This is a genomic window from Pseudomonas sp. X10, from assembly GCF_054889225.1.
In genome coordinates this window covers 3,362,065-3,381,804 of sequence record NZ_CM142677.1, presented here as the reverse complement: position 1 = coordinate 3,381,804, position 19,740 = coordinate 3,362,065, and the positions used below count along the sequence as shown (strand labels likewise).

Annotated in this window: 15 protein-coding genes; 8 read left to right on the top strand and 7 right to left on the bottom strand. The window is 62.8% G+C overall.

The genetic code is table 11. The features are described from left to right. Positions 1–384 precede the first annotated feature (384 nt). From ACYU03_RS15495 to ACYU03_RS15475, 5 genes are all read left to right on the top strand, one after another. Complete coding sequence (locus ACYU03_RS15495; protein WP_461885513.1) at positions 385–2,856, top strand: TonB-dependent receptor; 2,472 nt, start codon at positions 385–387, stop codon at positions 2,854–2,856. 29 nt (positions 2,857–2,885) lie between these two features. Next, positions 2,886–4,778 (top strand): phytase, encoded by a 1,893-nt coding sequence (locus tag ACYU03_RS15490; protein WP_461885511.1) that lies wholly within the window; start codon positions 2,886–2,888, stop codon positions 4,776–4,778. An 87-nt stretch (positions 4,779–4,865) separates the two neighbouring features. After that, on the top strand, positions 4,866–5,582 hold the full coding sequence (gene tolQ / locus ACYU03_RS15485) for a protein TolQ (RefSeq protein WP_461885509.1): 717 nt from the start codon (positions 4,866–4,868) through the stop codon (positions 5,580–5,582). 13 nt (positions 5,583–5,595) lie between these two features. After that, the gene (gene tolR / locus ACYU03_RS15480) at positions 5,596–6,039 is read left to right on the top strand and encodes a protein TolR (protein WP_461885507.1); all 444 of its coding nucleotides are present in this window, start codon (positions 5,596–5,598) and stop codon (positions 6,037–6,039) included. Positions 6,040–6,041: 2 nt separating this feature from the next. After that, positions 6,042–6,845 carry an energy transducer TonB gene (locus ACYU03_RS15475; RefSeq protein WP_461885505.1) on the top strand — a complete coding sequence of 268 codons (804 nt, stop codon included), beginning with the start codon at positions 6,042–6,044 and terminating at the stop codon, positions 6,843–6,845. Between the two features lie 83 nt (positions 6,846–6,928). Here ACYU03_RS15475 and ACYU03_RS15470 read toward each other — a convergent pair whose 3' ends face one another. Both ACYU03_RS15470 and ACYU03_RS15465 read right to left on the bottom strand, forming a co-directional pair. Then, entirely contained in the window at positions 6,929–12,451 is a 5,523-nt protein-coding gene (locus tag ACYU03_RS15470; RefSeq protein ID WP_461885503.1) for a trifunctional serine/threonine-protein kinase/ATP-binding protein/sensor histidine kinase, read from the bottom strand. 224 nt (positions 12,452–12,675) lie between these two features. Next, a complete protein-coding gene (locus ACYU03_RS15465) occupies positions 12,676–13,038 on the bottom strand; it encodes an SDR family NAD(P)-dependent oxidoreductase (RefSeq protein ID WP_461885501.1) in 363 nt (120 codons plus the stop codon). A gap of 299 nt (positions 13,039–13,337) precedes the next feature. Between ACYU03_RS15465 and ACYU03_RS15460 the strand changes: the two genes are divergently transcribed. Continuing rightward, positions 13,338–14,315 carry an alpha/beta fold hydrolase gene (locus ACYU03_RS15460; protein WP_461885499.1) on the top strand — a complete coding sequence of 326 codons (978 nt, stop codon included), beginning with the start codon at positions 13,338–13,340 and terminating at the stop codon, positions 14,313–14,315. A 123-nt stretch (positions 14,316–14,438) separates the two neighbouring features. On the opposite strand, the gene ACYU03_RS15455 is transcribed toward ACYU03_RS15460, so the two are convergent. The 5 genes from ACYU03_RS15455 to ACYU03_RS15435 form a co-directional block, all read right to left on the bottom strand. Beyond that, positions 14,439–15,188 carry an SDR family NAD(P)-dependent oxidoreductase gene (locus tag ACYU03_RS15455; protein ID WP_461885497.1) on the bottom strand — a complete coding sequence of 250 codons (750 nt, stop codon included), beginning with the start codon at positions 15,186–15,188 and terminating at the stop codon, positions 14,439–14,441. Positions 15,189–15,268: 80 nt separating this feature from the next. Continuing rightward, complete coding sequence (locus ACYU03_RS15450; protein ID WP_461885495.1) at positions 15,269–15,619, bottom strand: MerR family transcriptional regulator; 351 nt, start codon at positions 15,617–15,619, stop codon at positions 15,269–15,271. A gap of 110 nt (positions 15,620–15,729) precedes the next feature. Continuing rightward, positions 15,730–16,239 (bottom strand): GNAT family N-acetyltransferase, encoded by a 510-nt coding sequence (locus tag ACYU03_RS15445; protein WP_461885493.1) that lies wholly within the window; start codon positions 16,237–16,239, stop codon positions 15,730–15,732. Between the two features lie 41 nt (positions 16,240–16,280). Further along, complete coding sequence (locus tag ACYU03_RS15440) at positions 16,281–17,027, bottom strand: 3-oxoacyl-ACP reductase family protein (protein ID WP_461891478.1); 747 nt, start codon at positions 17,025–17,027, stop codon at positions 16,281–16,283. 85 nt (positions 17,028–17,112) lie between these two features. Then, the gene (locus tag ACYU03_RS15435) at positions 17,113–18,171 is read right to left on the bottom strand and encodes an alpha/beta fold hydrolase (protein ID WP_461885491.1); all 1,059 of its coding nucleotides are present in this window, start codon (positions 18,169–18,171) and stop codon (positions 17,113–17,115) included. Positions 18,172–18,513: 342 nt separating this feature from the next. Here ACYU03_RS15435 and ACYU03_RS15430 point away from each other — a divergent pair, with 342 nt between their 5' ends. Both ACYU03_RS15430 and ACYU03_RS15425 read left to right on the top strand, forming a co-directional pair. Then, the gene (locus ACYU03_RS15430) at positions 18,514–19,005 is read left to right on the top strand and encodes a GNAT family N-acetyltransferase (RefSeq protein ID WP_461885489.1); all 492 of its coding nucleotides are present in this window, start codon (positions 18,514–18,516) and stop codon (positions 19,003–19,005) included. Between the two features lie 306 nt (positions 19,006–19,311). Next, entirely contained in the window at positions 19,312–19,737 is a 426-nt protein-coding gene (locus ACYU03_RS15425) for a DUF892 family protein (RefSeq protein WP_461885487.1), read from the top strand. The last annotated feature ends 3 nt before the right edge of the window (positions 19,738–19,740 follow it).

The following is a 19,740-nucleotide window of genomic DNA, read 5'->3' as shown; positions in this document are numbered from 1 at the left end:
CAAAGCCACATGACGGTTCGGTTACCTGCCGGGGGGTCGATTCGGCTCAGGTCATCGCCGCCGCGCAGAGCCATTTTTTCAGGGTGAATTCAGCCCAGGGTGTTTGCCGCGAAGCGCCCTATGGGCTGCTCGGGCCGCGCCATCACCAGGGTTGGCAGGCACTGTCCGACCATGCGCCAGCGGCGTGGGGCACTGCGCCAAGGGTGCTTGGCAAGCCAGTCGTAGGGGTCATTTCAGCTCAACAGGTCGGCGAAATGCCTCGAAAAGAGCCTTTCCTGGGGGCTGCTGATGAACACTGTCATGCAAGTGCCACACAGGATTTCTAGCGTTCGCAGCCATTCCCGGATTCGCCGGGCCACTGCAAGCGAGGGATTCAAGGTGGCAATGCCGTTTCGTCACATCCGCAACGCTGGGTTCAGGGTCAGCCTGTTGACCGTCGCTATCACTGCTGCGCCAGCCTGGGCGGATGAGGAGGCTGTCGAGCGGGTCGAAGTGATCGGCCAGGCGGCCAGTATCGACAAGGCGCTGCGCGAGCAGAAGAGCTCCGACAGTATCAAGAGCGTGGTGCACGCCGATGGCGTTGGCCAGTTGCCGGACGACAACGCCGCCGAGGCCCTGCAGCGGATTCCCGGCTTGTCGGTGGAGCGCGACCAGGGCGAAGGCCGCTTCGTCAGCGTGCGCGGCATCGCTCCAGACCTCAACAGTGTGACCATCAACGGCACCCTGGTGCCTGCGCCGGAGGGCGACCGCCGCGCCGTGGCGCTGGATGTGCTGCCTGCGGAGCTGGTGCAGTCGCTGTCGGTGGTCAAGACCCTGACCCCGGATATGGACGCCAACTCGCTCGGTGGCACCATCGAGGTGGAGAGCCTGTCGGCCTTCGATCACGATGGGCTGTTCTACACCTTCAGCGGCGAAGCCAGCCACGATACCAATGTCAGCCGCGACAGTCCGAAGTTCTCCGGCGCCATCAGCGACCGCTTCAGCCTTGGCGACGGCGTCGACAACTTCGGTGTGGCGGCGGCGTTCAGTTGGCAGAAACGCAAGTTCGGCTCTGACAACGTCGAGACGGGCGGTAACTGGGATTTCGACGACGGCGCGCGGCTGGAGGAGGTCGAAGCCCGCGACTACGAGATCACCCGCGAGCGCACCGGCTTCGGCCTGAACTTCGACTATCAGCCCGACGACTTCTCCAACTATTACCTGCGCACGCTGTACAGCAAGTTCAAGGACACCGAGACGCGCAATGCCCAGGGGCTGGAGTTCGCTGACCCGCAGGCCTCCGGCCAGCGTGGCGAAGCCGAGGGCTGGCGTGAGCTCAAATCGCGTGAAGACACCCAGGAGATTCAATCCTACGTGATCGGCGGCGAGCGCATCATCGACCTGTGGACCGTCAGCGCCCAGGCCGGCTACAGCCAGTCCACCGAGAAAGACCCGGGCGGCATCTCTGGCGCCAAGTTCGTCGGTGACTTCGACGGCGTCGGCTTCGACGGTACGCGCAAACCTAGGCTCAGTGTCGGCAACGACTTCTACGATCCGGAGTCTTTCACGCTCGATGAAGTGGAGTGGGAAAAGGTCAAGGGCAAGGACAAGGAAAAGAACATTCGCCTGGACCTGGCGCGTGACTACGAACTGGGCGGCAATGCCGCGCAGGTCAAGTTCGGCGGCAAGCTCAGTCGCCGCGACAAGACCAGCGACACCGAGGCCTGGGTGTTCGACGACTTCGATGACATCAGCCTCGGTGGTTATCAAAGCGGCAATGTCGACTATGCGCTGGGCAACTTCGGCAATGGCATCAGCGCCGGCGCCATCAAGGGACTGATCGGCGGCCTGGACCGGGCGGCGTTCTACGACGAAGAGGCCTCCCGCATCAACGATTTCGACATACGCGAAGACATCAACGCCGCCTACCTGATGAACACCCTCGACATCGGCGACTGGCGCCTGATCGCCGGCCTGCGCTATGAGGGCACCGAGTTCGAGGCCAAGGGCACGGGCCTGCGCGATGGCGTCTACGAGAGCACCCACAGCAAAAGACGCTACGACCACTGGCTGCCGGGCTTGCATGCGCGCTATCAGCTGTCACCGGACACCGCGATCCGCGCCGCCTGGACCAACACCGTGGTGCGCCCGACCTTCGGTCAACTGGCGCCAGGCTTCGTGATCGACGACAACGACGCCTCGTTCGGTAACCCGCAGCTCAAGCCGCTGGAGTCGATGAACTTCGACCTCGGCATCGAGCACTACATGGGCCGCGCCGGCGTGGCTTCGGCGTTCCTGTTCTACAAGGACATCGATCATTTCATCTACAGCACCGACCTGGCCGGTACCGGCGACTGGATCGATTTTGACGAGGCGCAGAGCTTCGAGAATGGCAGCGGCGCCAAGTTGTATGGCCTGGAGCTGGCTTACTCGCAGAAGTTCGACTGGCTGCCGGCACCGTGGAACGGCCTGCTGCTGAGCGCCAACCTGACCTTGAGCAAGTCCGATGCAACCCTCGAAGGGCCTGGCGGCAAGCGCGGCATCGACCTGCCCAACCAGTCCGATACGGTCGGCAACTTCATGGTCGGTTGGGAGAACGACCGCTTCAACATGCGCCTGGCTGCCAACTACAAGTCCAGCTACCTGCTCGAAGTCGCCGCTATCGATGACAAGGCCCACGACCAGTATGCCGATGAGCAGTTGTACGTCGACTTCAAGGCCGGCTACTTCATCACCCCCGAGCTGCAGTTGACCTTCGAGGCGCAGAACATCACCGACGAGTCCTACTACGTCTACACCGGCCGCCGTGGCTACAACGCCCAATACGAAGAATACGGCCCGACCTACAAGATCGGCCTGACCCTCACTCACTTCTGATTCGCTGCCTTCAGGGATATTGCCTGCTCATGCGTATGTTCACCTTGTCCATGCTGGGGCTGTGTACCGCCCTAGCGCACCTGGGCGCCAGCGCGGCGCCAAGCCTGACCCTCAGCCCCGCGCTGATCGACAGCGAATACACCCAGTGGCTGGCGCCACTGCCGTTCCTCAAAGGAGCCGAGCGCCTGCAAGTCTCGGCCAAAGCGTTGCAGTTGGTAGACAGCAAGGGCCGGGTGGCCAGCGAGCTGCCAGGGCGCTTCGAAACCCTCGACCACCGCAGCGATGCCACGGGTGTGCTGGTAGCGACGCTCGACAAGACGCGTCAGCAAGCGCTGCTGGTGAGGCTCGGCGATGGCGGTACATGGGGTGCACCGCACTACTTGGCGAAAACGCGTTTTGCCATCGAGGGGCTGTGCCTGTATCGCGACAGCGCTCGGAATGACTTCCTGTTCCTGGTGGGCGAGGAGGGCATTGGCGAGCAATGGCTGGTGGCCCAGGACGGGCAGGCATTGGCCCAGGCCCGTCGGGTGCGGGCCCTGAGCCTGCCGCCGCAGAGTGGTTTTTGCCAGGTCGATGACAGCACCGACGACCTCTATGTCAATGAAGAGAACGTCGGCCTTTGGCGCTACGCGGCTGGGGCCGAGGCGCCGCTGCAGCGCGAACCGGTAGACCTGCGTACGCCCTTTGGTGGGCTGGCGCAGGCGGCCGCGGGCATGGCGCTGGTTCCAGGTGGCTTGCTGGCCCTGGACCCAGCGGCGGGGGCCTTGCACCTCTATCAGCGCCGCGCCGAGCAGTGGCTGCGGGCGGGCCGGGTGGCGTTGCCGGGGCTGGACGAGCCGGAGCAGGTCAGCGCCCGCGTCGCGGCCAATGGCCTGGAGCTGTTGTTGACGGATGACCAAGGTACACACCGCGCGACTCTGGACTGGATACCGCAAGCCGTGCCGGTGACCCCGCCGCTGCCCCAGCTCACCCCACTGGTGCAGACCGAGGGCGTGCCCAGCCTTGGTGATGCGGCGGACGACCCGGCCATCTGGATCGACACCCAGCGGCCAGAGCGCAGCCGCGTGCTCGGCACCGACAAGAAGGGCGGCTTGCTGGCCTACGACCTCAATGGCAAGCAGCTCCAGGACCTGCGCGTGGGCCGTTTGAACAATGTCGACGTGCGCACGGGCTTTCGTCTCGGCGAGCGTGAAGTCGACTTGGCCGTGGCCAGTAATCGCGACCATAACAGCCTGCACCTGTTCGCCATCGACCCGGCCAGCGGCGAACTCGCCGACATCGGCCAGATACCCACGCCGCTCAAGGACATCTACGGCCTGTGTCTGCTCAAGGACCACCAGGGCGCCATCCACGCCATCGCCAATGACAAGGACGGCCGCTTTATGCAGTACCGCCTCGACGGCAGCGGCGGCAAACCGAGCGGTGAACTGGTGCGCAGCTTCAGCACCCAGACCCAGCCGGAAGGCTGTGTTGCCGATGACCGCAACCAGCGCCTGTTCATCGGCGAAGAAGATGTGGCGGTCTGGACCCTGGACGCCCGCGCCGATGCCACGGCGCAACTGGAGAAGGTGATCGGCGTTGGTGGGCCGATACAGGACGACATCGAAGGCCTGGCGCTGTACCAGGGTGACAAGCGCGATTACCTGGTGATCTCCAGCCAGGGCAACGACAGCTATGTGGTGGTCGAGGCCGAGGCGCCTTACCGGTTGCGGGGCAGCTTCCGGGTCGGCCTGGATGCGCTGCGCGGCATTGACGGCGCTTCGCAGACCGATGGCCTGGAAGTGACCTCGGCCAACCTGGGAGGCCCCTGGCAGCAAGGGATGCTGGTGGTGCAGGACGGCCGCAAGCGCATGCCCGAAGGCAACCAGAACTACAAGTATGTGCCCTGGTCGGCGATTGCCGAGGTCTTGGGCCTGGAGTGAGGCCTGCGGGGCTGCTTGTCATCCGGACGCAACCTCTCTGCCATTGACTATGAGCCCAGCGGCTCGACCGATAGGAAGGACATCGATATGCAAACCCAAACCCCGCTTGAACACACCAGCGTCTGGGGACTGATCAGCGAGGCTAGCCTCGTGGTCCAGGCCGTGATGCTGTGCCTGGTGCTGGCCTCGCTGCTCAGCTGGTACCTGATCGTCCAGCGCGGCAGCTTGCTGCGCCGCTGCGAAACACATGGCAAGGTTTTTCTCAAACAGTTCCGCAGCACTGAAATCGGCCAGTTGTATCAGGACGCCGGTCGCCATGCGCCCGCCGCCGACGCCGGCTTGCAGCGGATCTTCCTCGCTGGGTACCAGACCTTCCAGCAGCTGCAGCCTCAGGCCGGTCAGCAGCCGGACAGTGTGCTCGAAGGTGTCGAGCGCAGCCTGCTGGTGGCCATCGCCGAGCAGGAAGAGCGCTTGGAGAAAGGACTGCCGTTTCTTGCCACAGTTGGCTCGGTCAGTCCGTACATCGGCCTGTTCGGTACGGTGTGGGGGATCATGAATTCGTTTCTTGGCCTGTCCCAGGTGCAGCAGGCGACCCTGTCCACCGTGGCGCCGGGGATTGCCGAAGCGCTGATCGCCACCGCCATCGGCCTGTTCGCCGCGATCCCAGCGGTGATGGCCTACAACCGCTTCAGCGCCCGTAGCCAGACCTTGATTGCCCGTTACTACGCCTTCGGCAACGAACTGCAAGGCCGCCTGCAGCGTCGCCTGCAGGGCACGTCGGCAGGCCTGGCGGCCGCCGCCTGAGGAGGAATGCAGCATGTTGGCCAGACCCGTCCGCAAACATGGCTTGAAAGCCGAAATGAACGTGGTGCCCTACATCGATGTGATGCTGGTGCTGCTGGTGATCTTCATGGTCACCGCGCCCATGCTGGTCCAGGGCGTGCAGATCGAGCTGCCGAAGGTGGCCGCCGAGGCGCTGCCGACACCCAACCAGCAACGCATCGTCACCCTCTCGGTGAAGGCCGATGGTAGCTATTACTGGAACCTGGGCAGCGAGGTGGACACCACCACGCAGACCGACAGCGCCGTGGACAAGACGCAGATGCGCAAGAAGATCGCTGCCATCGTCGCTGAATACCCTCAGACCCAGGTGTACCTGCGCGCCGACCGCAGCACCGACTACGCCGCCGTGGTGGCTGGCATCGCCGAGCTGCAGCGCGGCGGCGTGAGCCGCCTGGGCCTGATCACCGAGGCGCCCTGACCATGACCAGCCTGATCCTCGAGCCATCCGCGCCGCGTACGTTTTGGCCCGCCTGGCGTGAGCATGGCACGGCGCTGGGGGTTGCCGTGGCCTTGCACGCGGGGCTTGCCTACGTCTTGCTCAACCTGTCTCACACGCCGGTTCTGCCGCCGGCTCCCGCGTCGGTGATGCAGACGCAACTGGTGTCATTGCCGACGCCGGCGCCCGAGCAGCCGTCGACCCCTGTCGCATCACCGGCGCCCCCGCCTGTGCTTACGCCCGAGCAATCTGTCACGCCAACGCCGGTAGCACAGGCGCCCGCTGTCGACGACGCAGCTCTGGCGCTCAAACGTGTGCAGCAAGAGCGCCGCGAGCGCCAGCAGCGCTTGGCGCGGGAGCGCCTTCAGCGCCAGGCCGCCGAGCGCCGCGAGCAACTGGCCCGCGAAGAGCAAGCGCGCGAAGCACGCCTGCAGGAGGAGCGTCTGGCCCAGGCGCGCAAGGCGCAATCCGTGCGCCAGGCCGCCGCTGACCGTGCCCGCGCCGAAGCCGAGGCCGCGAGCCGGCAATACCTGCCGATTGCCAAGGAGGCCCCTGAATATCCGCAACGGGCCCTGGATCGGCGCATCGAAGGTGAGTGCACGGTGGCCTACACCGTGGACACCCTGGGCCGGGTCACCGATCCGCGAGTGGTCGGTAACTGCCATCCACTGTTGGTCAAGCCGTCGCTGACCGCCGCCAAGCGTTTCCGTTACCAGCCCAAGGTGGTGAATGGCCAGGCGGTGGCAGTGGCCAATGTGAAGAACACCTTCAGCTACAGGATCGAGTAGTCGGTGGCGTGGGTGGCCTGGCGTGGCGCGAGGCAGCTGAACTCCCGCGCTTCATTGCCCGTCGGGCCAGGCAGGCGTAGCGATCACGCTTGTGCGGGTGGCAGAGCGGGCAGTTTGAATTGAATAACGGCGCCTCGGGGTTGGTTGGCGCTCGCCCACAGCCGTCCACCATGGGTTTCAATGATCGAGCGACAGATCGATAGCCCCATCCCCAGGCCTGTGGACTTTGTGGTGTGGAACGGCGCGAAGATCTGTTCGGTGCATGCCGAGGCGAATCCCACGCCCGAGTCCATCACACTCACATGCACCCAAGCTGCTTCGTCCAGGACTGTTCTGATGTGCAATTGCCGTGGCTCGTCGTCGACGTCAGCCATCGCTTCGAACGCGTTGATAATCAGGTTGAGCAGGACTTGCTGCAGCTCGACAGGGTCCCCTTCGATGGGGGGCAGGCCGTCGGCCAGTTGCGTCTGTATCGAGACAGCGCATTTCACGGCCTCGCCGCGAGTGAAGTCGATCATTTCGTGAATTGCAGCGTTGACGTCGATGGGTTCCTTCTGCGGGGCGGCCTTGCGAATCAGCCCGCGAATCCGACCGAGTACGTCCGCCGCGCGATTGCCCGCCTTGATGACGCTGTCGAGCAGTTGCTCAACCTCATTGAGTTCAGGCGGCTGGGCCCCCAGCCAGCGTCTGGCGGCGTAGGCACTGGTCAATGTCGCGGTAATGGGCTGGCTGACCTCATGCGCGATGGACGCGACGAACTGCCCCATCGTCGCGACGCGGCTCGCATGAGCCAGTTCCGCCTGTACTTCGCGGTAGCGTTGCTCGCTCTCGCGGACTTTCTGCTCCGCCAGCTTGCGCTCGGTCAGGTCGAGGACGAAGGCGACACCTTCCTTGCGATTCGCTTCGAACATGGACAAACCGACGATGACGGGCAGGCGGCTGCCATCTCGTCTGATGTATTCCTTTTCGAGGGGGTAGGTGTGGCCTGCCAACAGGGTTTGTGCCAGGGCGTGCTCGCTGTCCTGGCGCAACTCAGGAGGCGTGAAGTCCCTCCAGTTCATGTGACCCGAGGTAAGGTCTTCCCGCTGATACCCCAGCATACGCAGAAAGGCGTCGTTAGCCTCAATGATCTTGCCATCGGTATCCCAGACGACGATGCCGGCGATGTTGGCGTCGACCAGCCGGCGGATCTTCGCCTCACGTTCGGCAACGTCGCGGTACAACCGGGCATTCTCCAACGAAATCGCAGCTTGCGAGGCCATCAGCGTCAGAATGCTGATCCGGCCTGGGCAGAACACCCCGGCGGTCAGGCTGTTTTCGAGGTAGAGCGCGCCGGTCAGCTTCGCTTGGTTCAACAAGGGCAGGCAGAGAATCGATCGACAGTGCTGGTCACGGATGTAGGGATCGGTGGCGAAGAAGGGATCGGCTACGGCGTCGTCCAGGCAGATGCTTTCCTGGGTACGCAGCACATGATAGAGCACCGACTCCGGCAACAGCGCCCCGCTGACCGGCGCATCGTGCAACCGCAAGCGAGTGGTGCGGTCGACGAGCTCTGCTTGCGCGGCGATCCGATGCTCGTTGCCGGCTGACAGGATCAACAGGCCGCGTTCGGCGCCAGCCTGCTCGATTGCCGTGCGCATGATCATGTCGATCAGCTTTTCCAGAACGATCTCGCCGGAGGTGGCCTGCAGCACCTTGAGCACGGTCGCAAGGTCAAGTTGTTCGACTGGGGTCGTGATGGTGGTCGTAGCCGCAGGGTCAAGCTTGGGGGGCGCTGTCTTCAGGAGCGGATACTTCGCCTCGAGTTGCCGCACTTTCCCTTCGGCGCCCCAGCGCAAGTAGCTGTCGCGAGCATCCTGCAGGTAGACGCGGGCCACCTTTCCAAGACCGCGAGTGGCGTAGAAGTCGCCCGCCCGTTCATTGGCGAGCGCCTCGATATGCACGAAGCCGCTTTCCTGCGCTGACTGGATGGCCTGCTCATAAAGCCGCTCGGCACTGGCCACTCGCTCTTCGAGTCGGGCTATTTCGGCTTCCACCAGCGAAATCTGCCCGGTGAAGTTCTCCGGGCACAGATCTGCCCAGATCTGCAGCTCACTCCGATGCAGGGCCAGGGTATCCAGGCACTGTTGTCGCTCACCGGTCGGGGTCGAGTCGCAGAGAGCGGCCATGGCGAGTGCGGCATAAAAGTAGTATTCGGCCTCCTCGATGAACGAGTGCGATGTCCAGAGCAGCGTTTGGGCCTTGGTGGCGGCCGCCATGGCCGCTTCGTGGTCGCCGGCCAGATAGCGTGCCTGTAGCTTCCGGATCCAGTACCAGCACGCGAGTACCGGCGAGTCCATGGGCAGGCGCCGTTCGATATCCGCTTCGCTGGATTGTCCTTCTTCGATGCAGCCAAATGTCTGTGTCAGGCCACGGAGCGTACGGATCAGCGCAAGCTGGTTCTCGATGAATCCGATGACCAGGCCGAAGCGCACCGTGTTGGCATAGGCCAGGGCGTGCTCGGCTTCGCTTTGCAGCTCGACCAATGACTCGCCGGTGAATAGCAGGTTGGAGATGAGGCTATTGCATGTGAACGCGCCAAACGGCAGGTCGCCGGTCCGTTTCGCTATGTCGAAGACTCGGCGCAATGGGTCGTGGCAGCTCCGTACGGGACGCGCCCAGCGCTCGACGAAAAGCGAGAAGGAGAGGTAGGTTCGGGCCTCGTAGCGCTCCAGGCGGCGTCTTTCGACGAGTTCGCAGCCGAGCTGGCCGAAGCGGAATCCGGCCTGGTAGTCACCGAAACGCCGCCCGGCGACCCTGGGAATATTAGCGTAAGCCACGCAGGAGGCATCGCCATTGCCGTGTTCGAGGCTGATATTGATCGCTTTGCATATCGTCAGGCACGCGAGGTTGCCATCGGTATGCAAGGCGGGTGAAAAGAGCGTTGTCAGTGCCTCAATGGTGGCGAGGGCGACCGTATCCTGCATCGGCGGCAGGTCGATGAGCGAGTCGATGCTGCGCTCCCCGAGCAGCGAGCCAATGCGCTCGTATTCGCTTCGCACCGTCTCCTCATCCGGATGGGGTGGCCAGTCGATGCCCACGTGGCGAAGGAAGGTGAGGCAGACGGCTACCGCGTTTTCCCGCTGATCGAGAATCAGGTACACATCCACCTGCAGGCAGGCGACCAGGGCGCCTTCGACTGTCGTCGCCGCTCGGCCTGACAGTGTCTTTAGCCGCTGTTCGGCGGCCAGCAGCTGACCCGTTACGAATTCGCATTCGGCCCGGCCTGCCTCCAGAGCGAACATCAGGTCATGCCGGCTCTTCCAGCAGGCGTCGTGCAGCAGTCCTGCCCCAGCGGTGAAATAGGCGAGCGCCGAGCTGTAGGCGGTGGATGCCTTGGCGCGCTGACCGGCAAGCAGGTTGAGTTCGGCCAGTTGCTCGCGCTCGGCCGGCGTGTCGATCAGGGCGGTGCCGCGGTTGAGTTGGCCGACGATCTCGAAGATCGCTTCCTCGCGTTTCTCCGGCGGTGTCCGGGCGACAAAAAGATGCCCGATGCGCAGGTGGATTTCGGCGCGCTGGGCCTCGGGGATCAGTAGGTAGGCGGCTTCCTGGATACGGTCGTGAGCGAATGCATAGACGCCATCCAAGCGTTCGACCAGCTCCTGGCGAAGCGCATCCCACAGCACCTGGTGCACCCGGGCCTGCGGGATGTCGAGAACGCTCGCAAGCGTGGCAACCTCGGCGGCGTTGCCCAGGCAGGCAAGCTGTTGCAATGCCTGCCGCGTTTCAGCCGGCAAGCGGATCAGCTTGCCGACCATCAGGTCTACCACGTTGTCGGTGTATCGCTTGGCATGGATGCGGTCGGGGTTCCACTGCCATTTTCTGGCGTCGGGGTCGAGGGTCAGCAGCTTTTCTTCGGCGAGGGCCTGCAGGAACTGAATCACGAAGAACGGATTGCCGGCCGTTCTGTCCTCCACCAGTTCGGCCAGGGGCCCGATGTGTGGCGGCTCGCAATGAAGCGCATCGGCGATCAATTGTTCGATGTGTCCACGGGCAAGGGGGGCCAGGTTGACTTCATCAATCCGGCCTCCTGCCTTCCTCATTTTTTGCAGCGCGCCCCGCAAGGGATGGGTGGCGTCCACCTCGTTATCGCGGTAGGCCCCGATCAGCATGAGGTGCCGTAGGCCCGGGCGGGTCAGCAAGTCCCCGAGCAGATCAAGGGTTGCAGCGTCAAGCCACTGCAGATCGTCAAGGAAGAGCGCAAGGGGATGTTCCTCCCGGGCGAACACGCCGATGAAGCGCCTGAAGACTTGCAGGAAGCGGTGTTGTGCTTGTTGAGGCTCAAGCTCCGGAACCGCTGGCTGCTCTCCGATGATCAGCTTCAGTTCGGGAATGAGGTCGGTCATGAGTCTCGCGTTGGGCTGGAGCGCCTCCGACAATGCGTCGCGCCAGCTCGCCAGTTCGCTGTCATTCTTGCCCAGAAGCGGGCGCACGAGGCTTTGAAAGGCCTGCACCAAGGTCGAGTAGGGGATGTCCCGCTTGTATTGATCGAACTTGCCGGATGCGAACAGGCCACGTGACGGCACCAGTACCTTGTGGAGCTCATTGACGACCGAGGACTTGCCGATGCCGGCGTAGCCACTGACCAGTACCAGCCCCGGCGCATCGCCTCGGATGGTCCGCTCGAACGCGGCGACCAAGGTGTCGACCTCGCGTTCACGGCCATAGAGCTTTTCTGGAATCAGTAGCCGGTCCGGTGTGCTGTGTTCGTCCAGCGTAAAGTCGCCGATGTGGCCATGGGACTCCCAATCCAGCAGACAGCGGCGCAGGTCATGTTCGACGCCGGCGGCCGTCTGGTAGCGCTCTTCGGCGGTCTTGGCGAGCAATTTCAGGACCAGCCGGGAAACCGCTGCGGGGACCGTTGCTACCCGTTCGCTGGGGGGCACCGGCTTCTTGGCAATGTGGCAGTGCACCCACTCCATGGGATCGGCAGCGGTGAATGGCAGCGAAGCGGTCAGCATCTGGTAGAAGGTGACGCCGAGGGCATAGAGGTCGCTGCGCGAATCGATCGAGCGGTTCATCCGCCCGGTTTGCTCGGGCGCCATGTAGGCAAGTGTCCCGGCGATGGTCTCCGGCGGCTCAGGGGAAAGCCGTTCACGGGGTAGCCGAGAGGCAAGGCCGAAACCGCCGAGACGCGCGTGACCATCGTTGCAGTTCACCAGGATATGGTCGGGTTTCAGGTCCTTGTGTACCAACCCCCTCTGGTGCAGCTTACCCAGCGCTGCGGCGATATCGGCTGCAAGGTGCAGGAATGCGCTTGTCTGCATGGGTGTGCCGAGCAGGCACGAAAGCGGCTCGCCGCCGGGGTCCTTGTACACCAGCGCGGTACGTCCGCTTTCCCGCAGCAGAGCCAGTGGGCACAAGGCCCAAGCATCATCCAGCTCGTCCTTCAGGGAGAACTCGTGCGCGAGGCGGTCGATATTGGCGGAGCCGGCCCGGATGATAGCAGGGCGTACAACGAGGACCCTGTCGCTACCATGTTGATGGGAGCGCTGTTCGCGGCAGACGATGCGCTCGCCGTCATTCCATGCGATCTGAAGTTCTTTGCCCAACGAGGTCGAGGTCATATACGAAGCCTTAGCTGTTCACGCGTCGCTATCGGCCTGTTATCTGTTCTCGACGTACCTCGGGTGCCCGCCTGCAAGGGCGGTGGAAGTGCCGCGACCGACTGTTCGATGATAGGGCGAAGGTATCCGGGCGGCGAAATGCACGCCAGGACATAAAACCCTGAATCTCGGCCAGGGGCGAAGCCGGACACCGGACCGCCGCATCAGCTCATGTCGTCGCCTTTTCAAGCCCCGCTAGCGTCGGCCCATTTGTCCCAGTCGGCGATGCGGGCGGCATAGACATTGGTCTCGAACTGCGTACGCACGTCGTCCAGGTCGAGTTCTTCGACAGTACCGCCCAGTCCATAGCCGGCATTGCTGACGACGACATCAAGATGGCCGAAGTGGGCATGGCCCTTCTGTACGGCGGTGACGTCCAGGGGCAACGGCAAGACGGCATCGCCGTAACAGTCGGCCAGGATCTGCAGCGAAGCGGTGTCGCGTGCGGTCGCGACGACCTTATCGCCGCGCTGGAGAGCGGCTTCGGCCCAGAGGCGACCAAAGCCGCGCGATGCGCCGGTGATGAACCAGACTTTTCCGGTGGACATGAAACAGACTCCTTCGATGCCGGTCCTGCGTTCCTGATAGGGGACTCTTCAGTGCGCGCATCGTAGAAGGAAACCTGCCGTGCCAGAAAGGCCATATATCCCTGGGTTTCTGCCGTTGGGTGCGGGTGAACTCTACGTATCACCTCCCGATACCCATAGATGATGGTGTGCGCTACTCGCCTGGCAATAGGCTTTCCTGGCTGGTTTACGGGCGCTGCGCAGAGCGCGACTGTTCCGGCAAACCTGGTTCCACCAACCCTTATTCACCGCAACAGCGGTGCCACGCGAGAGAACGCACCATGACTGACGAAACCCCAGGAACCACCCGCCGCTCCCTGATGAGTGCCGGTGTAACGGCTGCAGCGCTGGCCGTGACCGTGCCGGTCTTGGCGGGTCAAGCAAGCAAAGGTTCGGCTTCTGCAAGGGATGGCCAGGGCGGCAAGAGCCGGGGCTCGGACTACCTCACACTCAAGGATGGCACGCGTCTTTTCTACAAGGATTGGGGCACAGGCCAGCCGATCGTGTTCCATCACGGCTGGCCACTGTCCAGCGACGACTGGGACACCCAGATGCTGTTCTTCCTCAGCAAGGGCTACCGGGTCATCGCCCATGATCGGCGCGGCCATGGCCGCTCCACGCAAACGGCTTCCGGCAATGAGATGGATACCTACGCTGCCGATGTGGCGGAATTGGTTACGCACCTGGGCCTGAAGGACGCGATACATGTCGGTCACTCGACCGGCGGTGGCGAAGTGGCCCGCTATGTCGCCCGCTATGGGGCTGGCCATGTCGCCAAGGCGGCGCTTATTGGTGCCGTACCGCCGATCATGGTCCGTACGGAAAAGAACCCTGGAGGCTTGCCGCTGACGGTCTTTGACGGTTTCCGCCAGGCCCTGGCGGAGAACCGCGCACAGTTTTATCGCGATGTGGCAGCAGGCCCTTTCTATGGCTTCAACCGGTCGGGAGCCAAAGTCTCCGAGGCGGTGATCGACAACTGGTGGCGCCAGGGCATGGTCGGTGGTGCCAAGGCGCATTACGACTGCATCAAAGCCTTTTCGGAAACCGACTTTACTGAAGATCTGCAGAAGATCGAGGTGCCGACGCTGGTGCTGCATGGCGAGGATGATCAGATCGTCCCCATTGACGACTCGGCGCGGCTGGCTATCAAGTTGCTCAAGCGAGGCACCTTGAAGACCTACCCTGGCTTGCCCCATGGCATGTGCACGACCCATGCCGAGACCATCAATGCGGATCTGCTGGCGTTCATCCGGGGGTAATGCACAAGCCGTTGCGCGCTGCCGAGCTTGGAAGGGGCTTTCCAGACTCGTGCGCTGGTGGCGGGGCCAGGCGCAAAGCCTGGCCCCGCTGCAACGCGGCTTGGAATGGAACGTCAACAGCCTCTAGATCTGTCCGAAGCCACCATCGACACACAGGTCGATGCCTGTGATGTAACTGCTGTCGTCTGATACGAGGAAGAGCGCTGCTTTGGCGAGCTCTTCAGGTTGTCCGATTCTGCCCAGGGGGATCTGTGCAGCGAGCATGGCCTCGAATTCGCCACGCTGGTCAGCACCGATGCCCATCTTGCCGATGATTGGCGTGGCGGTCGGGCCTGGGCTCAGGCAGTTGACGCGGATGTTCCTCTGCTTGAGGTCGACCATCCAACTGCGTGCGAATGAACGGACCGCGGCTTTGGTCGCGGCGTAGACGGTATGGGCTTCGAGCGCCTTGAAGTGGGCTATCGAGGAGACCAGGACGATCGAGCCACCATCGCAGAGCAGCGGGAGGGCCTTCTGGATGGTGTAGAAAACACCTTTCACATTGATGTCGAACTGCAGGTCGAACTGGCCTTCCTCGACCTGCTCCAGGGGGGCGGGGAAAATGACACCGGCATTGGCGACAATGATATCCAGCCGGCCATGCTGCTTGGCGATGTCCGCATAGAGATCATCGAGATCGGACAAGCGGCTTACGTCGGTATTGAAGCCTGTGGCTTTGTGCCCGATCAGCTCGACCGCTTCGTTCACCACGTCCGAGCGTCGCCCGGTAATCAGTACTTCTGCGCCTTCCTGGGCGAACAATTGCGCTGTGGCAAGGCCGATTCCACTGTTCCCTCCGGTCACAAGGGCGATTTTGTTGGTCAACTTTCCCATCGTCACTCCATTACGGTTTTCGTGATTTCGTCAGTTCGTCGTCAATGGAGGTTGATTCGGCCGAATCGGGAACATGGGTGTCATGCAGGCATGTAGCGCTCTATCCTGGATGCCAGGCGTGCGCGACGCTCCGCCAACTGAGCCAGAAGCTCATCCAGCGCCTGGAGCTTTTCCACGTGTTGCTGTAGGCAGGCCAGGAACCCCTCGCTGTCGTCCTCCTCCTGCAGATACCGCAGCAGTCCTTGGATCTGTCGGGTGCTGAAGCCACAGTCGATGAGTTCGCGCACCCAGATCACGCGTTGCACCATGGACGGCGGATAATCGCGATAGCCGTTTTCCAGTCGCACGGACTCGATCAGTTCCTTCGATTCGTAATGACGCAATACGCGCGTGCTTACACCGGCTTTCGAAGCCAATTCCCCAATCTGCATGGCAACCTCCACATGCCGATCCTATGACCTTGACGCTAGTGTCAAGGTCAAGCGTTTGTAATCCAGCACCTATTCATCGCTCCCGGGGCGGCCAAGGCAGGCCGTAGGGCTCAAGCACGAGAAGCCGCGAGCAGCCGGTAGCGATTGAAGCTGGTGCCGTCGAGTTCAACCGCGCCATCAGGCCGGAAGCCAAGTCGAAAAAGGCCCTTGACCCGGGTCCTGCTGGGCGGCAGCAAAATGGTGACGGACCCTAGGCCCATTTCCTGAAAGGCCCGCCGGACAATCTCATCGAAAATAGTTTTGCCAAACCCCCAGTAGTCCGGGTGCAGCACCAGGGCAAGGTCGGCATCGCCTTCTTCCAACTGCAACCCACCCCAGCCAGCGAACGCCTGATCGATCATGAAGGCCCATGGCCCATACCCATTGAGCCCCCACTGCGACTCTTTCTCCGCGACCCAGGCCAGACATTTGGCTTCGTCGAAGTCAGGACTGCCCAAGGGCATTTGACGCAAGACGTCAGGGTGGTTGTTGAGGTTGATGATGTCAGCAGTGCTGACTTCACTTAGCCGCTTGAATTGCAGGTTTATGTTTTGCCTTTGCATATCGCCGTGAGCCCCCATCGGTAGCTGGCTCCAAGCATTGTACTCACAGCGGGGCAGCGTCAGGCCAGGTAGCCACCATCCACCGTAAAGCTTGCACCGGTGACAAAACTGCTTTCTTCACTTGCCAGATAAGCCGCCACCGATGCGACCTCATCGGCTTTGCCCAGTCGTCCCAGCGGTATCAGGTTGACGAGTAGGTCGTGCACGGCGCTGTCCTCTGGCGTCATGTCCGTCGCGGTCGGCCCTGGCTGGATGTTGTTGACGGTGATCCCGCGTGGGGCAAGGTCGATTGCGAGCGCACGGATCATGCCTGCCACGGCGGCTTTGGTCATGGAGTAGCCGCTGGAGCCCGGAAATGCGGAACGCTGCGCGGCCACGCTGCCGATGGTGATGATCCGCGCGCCGGCCTCCATGACGCGGGAGCAGGCCTTGGCGGCAATGAAGGCCGCTCGCACATTGATGGCATACAGCTCGTCAAGGGCTTCGACGCTGAAATCATCCAGCGTGCCCACGCTGAGCCTGCCGGCATTGTTGACCAGGATATGCAGTGCGCCGAAGGCTTTCAGTGTGGCGGCAACCGCGTTCTCGATGTCTTCTTGGCTACCGCTGTCGGCCTTGATGGCCAGCGCTTCTGCGCCTTCTGCTGCCAGGCTCGCCACCAGGGCATGGGCTTGGCTATCGGAGGATGCATAGGTGAAGGCGACGCGGGCGCCTTCCTGGGCCAGACGGCGCACGATGGCGGCGCCGATGCCGCGTGATCCGCCGGTGACCAGGGCGACTTTGCTTTGAAAACGATTGAGGATGATGGACATAAGGCCTCCAGAGGTGTCGAGGGTGTCTGCTGCAGGCCAAGGCAGTTGAGCGCACTGCCTTGGCTACCTGGTTGTCCTGTTACAGGTGATCAGCGTCGATCACCGCCTGGACGAAGGGTTGTGGTGCTTCCTGTGGCAAGTTGTGGCCGATGCCCCCGCTGATCAACCGGTATTCGTACTTGCCGGTGAACCGCTGGGCATAGGACTCGGCAGGTGGGTGCGGGGCGCCGTTGGCGTCCCCTTCGAGGGTAATGGTCGGCACGCTGATCGAAGGAAACTTGGCCAGCCGCTGTTCCAGCGGGTCGTACTTGGTCTCACCCTGCGCCAGGCCGAGCCGCCAGCGATAGTTGTGAACGGTGATCGCGACCTGGTCAGGGTTGTCGAGGGCTGCCGCGCTACGCTCGAAGGTCGCATCGTCGAAGGCCCATTTCGGGGAAGCCAGCTGCCAGATCAATTTGGCGAACGCGTGGCGGTTAGCGTCATAGCCGGCGCGTCCGCGCTCGGTGGCGAAGTAGTACTGGTACCACCATTGCAGTTCAGCGCTGGGCGGCAGCGGGGCCTTGGCCGCTTCCTGGCTGCTGATCAGGTAGCCGCTCACGGAGACCAGCGCCTTCACACGTTCAGGCCACAGGGCTGAAACGATGTCGGCCGTGCGGGCGCCCCAATCGAAACCTGCCAGCACGGCCCGCTTGATCTTGAGTGCGTCCATGAAGTCGATGACGTCGCTGGCCAGCGCTGCGGGTTGGGCGTTGCGGGGTGTGTCAGGCGACAGGAAACGGGTGTCGCCGTAGCCGCGTACGTAGGGGACAAGCACCCGGTAGCCTTTCGCTGCCAGCAAGGGCGCCACCTCTTCGTAGCTGTGTATGTCGTAGGGCCAGCCATGTAGCAGTAGGACCACCGGGCCATCGGCAGGGCCGAGTTCGGCGTAAGCCACGTCCAGTACACCAGCCTTTACATGCTTGAGTGGGCCGAACGTATCGGACGCGGCGCTGGGAGCGCTCACGCTGGTCGTGGCCGGGCCCTTGTCACTGCTGGCGTTGGCGCCAAAGGCAGCGAACGGCATCAAGGCGCAGGCGAGCAGTGCCGGAGCCATCAGGCGGCGGTGCTTGGAGGGGGCTTGTTTGGATTGGGTGATCATCACGGACGTTCTCCTTGGCGAGACCTGCGGCTCTGCGTGGCCTGGAGCGGCAAGTCTCCAGGGGGGCTGATTGACGAGGTCAGTTAAAGGTGCCGGTGTATCCACGATGTGTCTGATAGCGCGCTGGGGTGATTCCTTGTGTATCGAACGCTAGTTCATACACAAAAAGATACAAAGCACCAGGGCAAAGGGTACGGCGGCATCAGTCGATACCCCGGTATGCGATGGGCCGCGCAGCGCTGGCGCCTACAAGGCTTGTCGGGCCTTGAGGGCCAGGCTCTCTGTGGGGCGCAGTGACTTGCGTTAGCATGTCGCCCCGTTTCTGTTTTCCGGTAATCGCCTATGACCACTCCAACTTTCCGCCAGGCCCTAGCTACGGACGTAGACCGCTGCTACCAGATCGAAACCACTGCCTACGACGGCGATGAGGCCGCCACCCGGGAGAAGATCGCCACGCGCATCGCCGAGTACCCGGAGGGTTTTTTGATCCTTGAACTCGATGGCGAGGTGGTCGGTTTCATCAACAGCGGTTGCGCCCATGAAGTGGTGATGTCCGATGAGGCCTTCAAGGAACTGGTCGGACATGATCCGCAGGCACCGAACGTGGTGATCATGTCGGTGGTGATAGACCCGGCGTGGCAAGGGCAGGGGCTTGCGGTACAGATGATGGATCGCTTCGTCGGGCAAATGCGGGTGGCCGGGAAGCAGAGCATCCACCTGATGTGCAAGGAACGGCATGTCGGGCTCTACCAGCGCATGGGTTACCGCTATGTCAGACCTTCGGCTTCGGATCACGGCGGCATGGCGTGGCACGAGATGGTGATGGAGCTCTGAGGGCACCCGGCACGCCATACCCGCGCAGAGTCCATCAGCAGATTGCTTGACGACGTGCGCGGGCGTTGGCGAGGAGAGAACGGGACACTGCAAAAAAATAGAATCGAATAGGTAGGTGGTCTTGACCAAGATCGATTCGCAGAGCGCGTGAATCCTGAATCAGACGCCTGTTCCGGTAATTCTGGCCGGATGCCATCTATTCATTTTATTGCACTCATGGCCCATTTTATTTCAGTTAATTTCATAGCTCCGCGCCTCTAAGCTCTTCCTGTCGCCGCGCAGTCCTGCGGCTTCAGGAGTAGTCTCATGTCGTTTTCCTATGCTACACGCGACTCTGCCACACCCCCTCACGATGACCTGGTCGACTGGCTGCGCCTGCTGCTGCGCGCCGAGCGCGCCGGTGCCCGGTTGATGCTCGACAGTGCCCGGCAGACTGACGACCCAGCGCTGCTGCAACGCCTGGAGCATCTGCACCATGGCGAGGCGGAAAGCTGCCGCCGCCTGCGTAACTGCCTGGAGCGCCTAGGGGCTGCGCCGGGGCAGGGCATGGGTGAGTTCCATGCCAAGGCCATGGCCATCCCCGACCTGCACGAGCGCCTGCTGTTCATCGCACGGGGCCAGCGCTGGGTTGCCCGTCAATTGCAGGAGCGCCTGCCGCTGATTGCCCAGCCCTGGTTGCGCCGGGAACTGGAAGTGGTCCTGCAACTGCACCAGCCCACGCCTGACGCCTGAGCG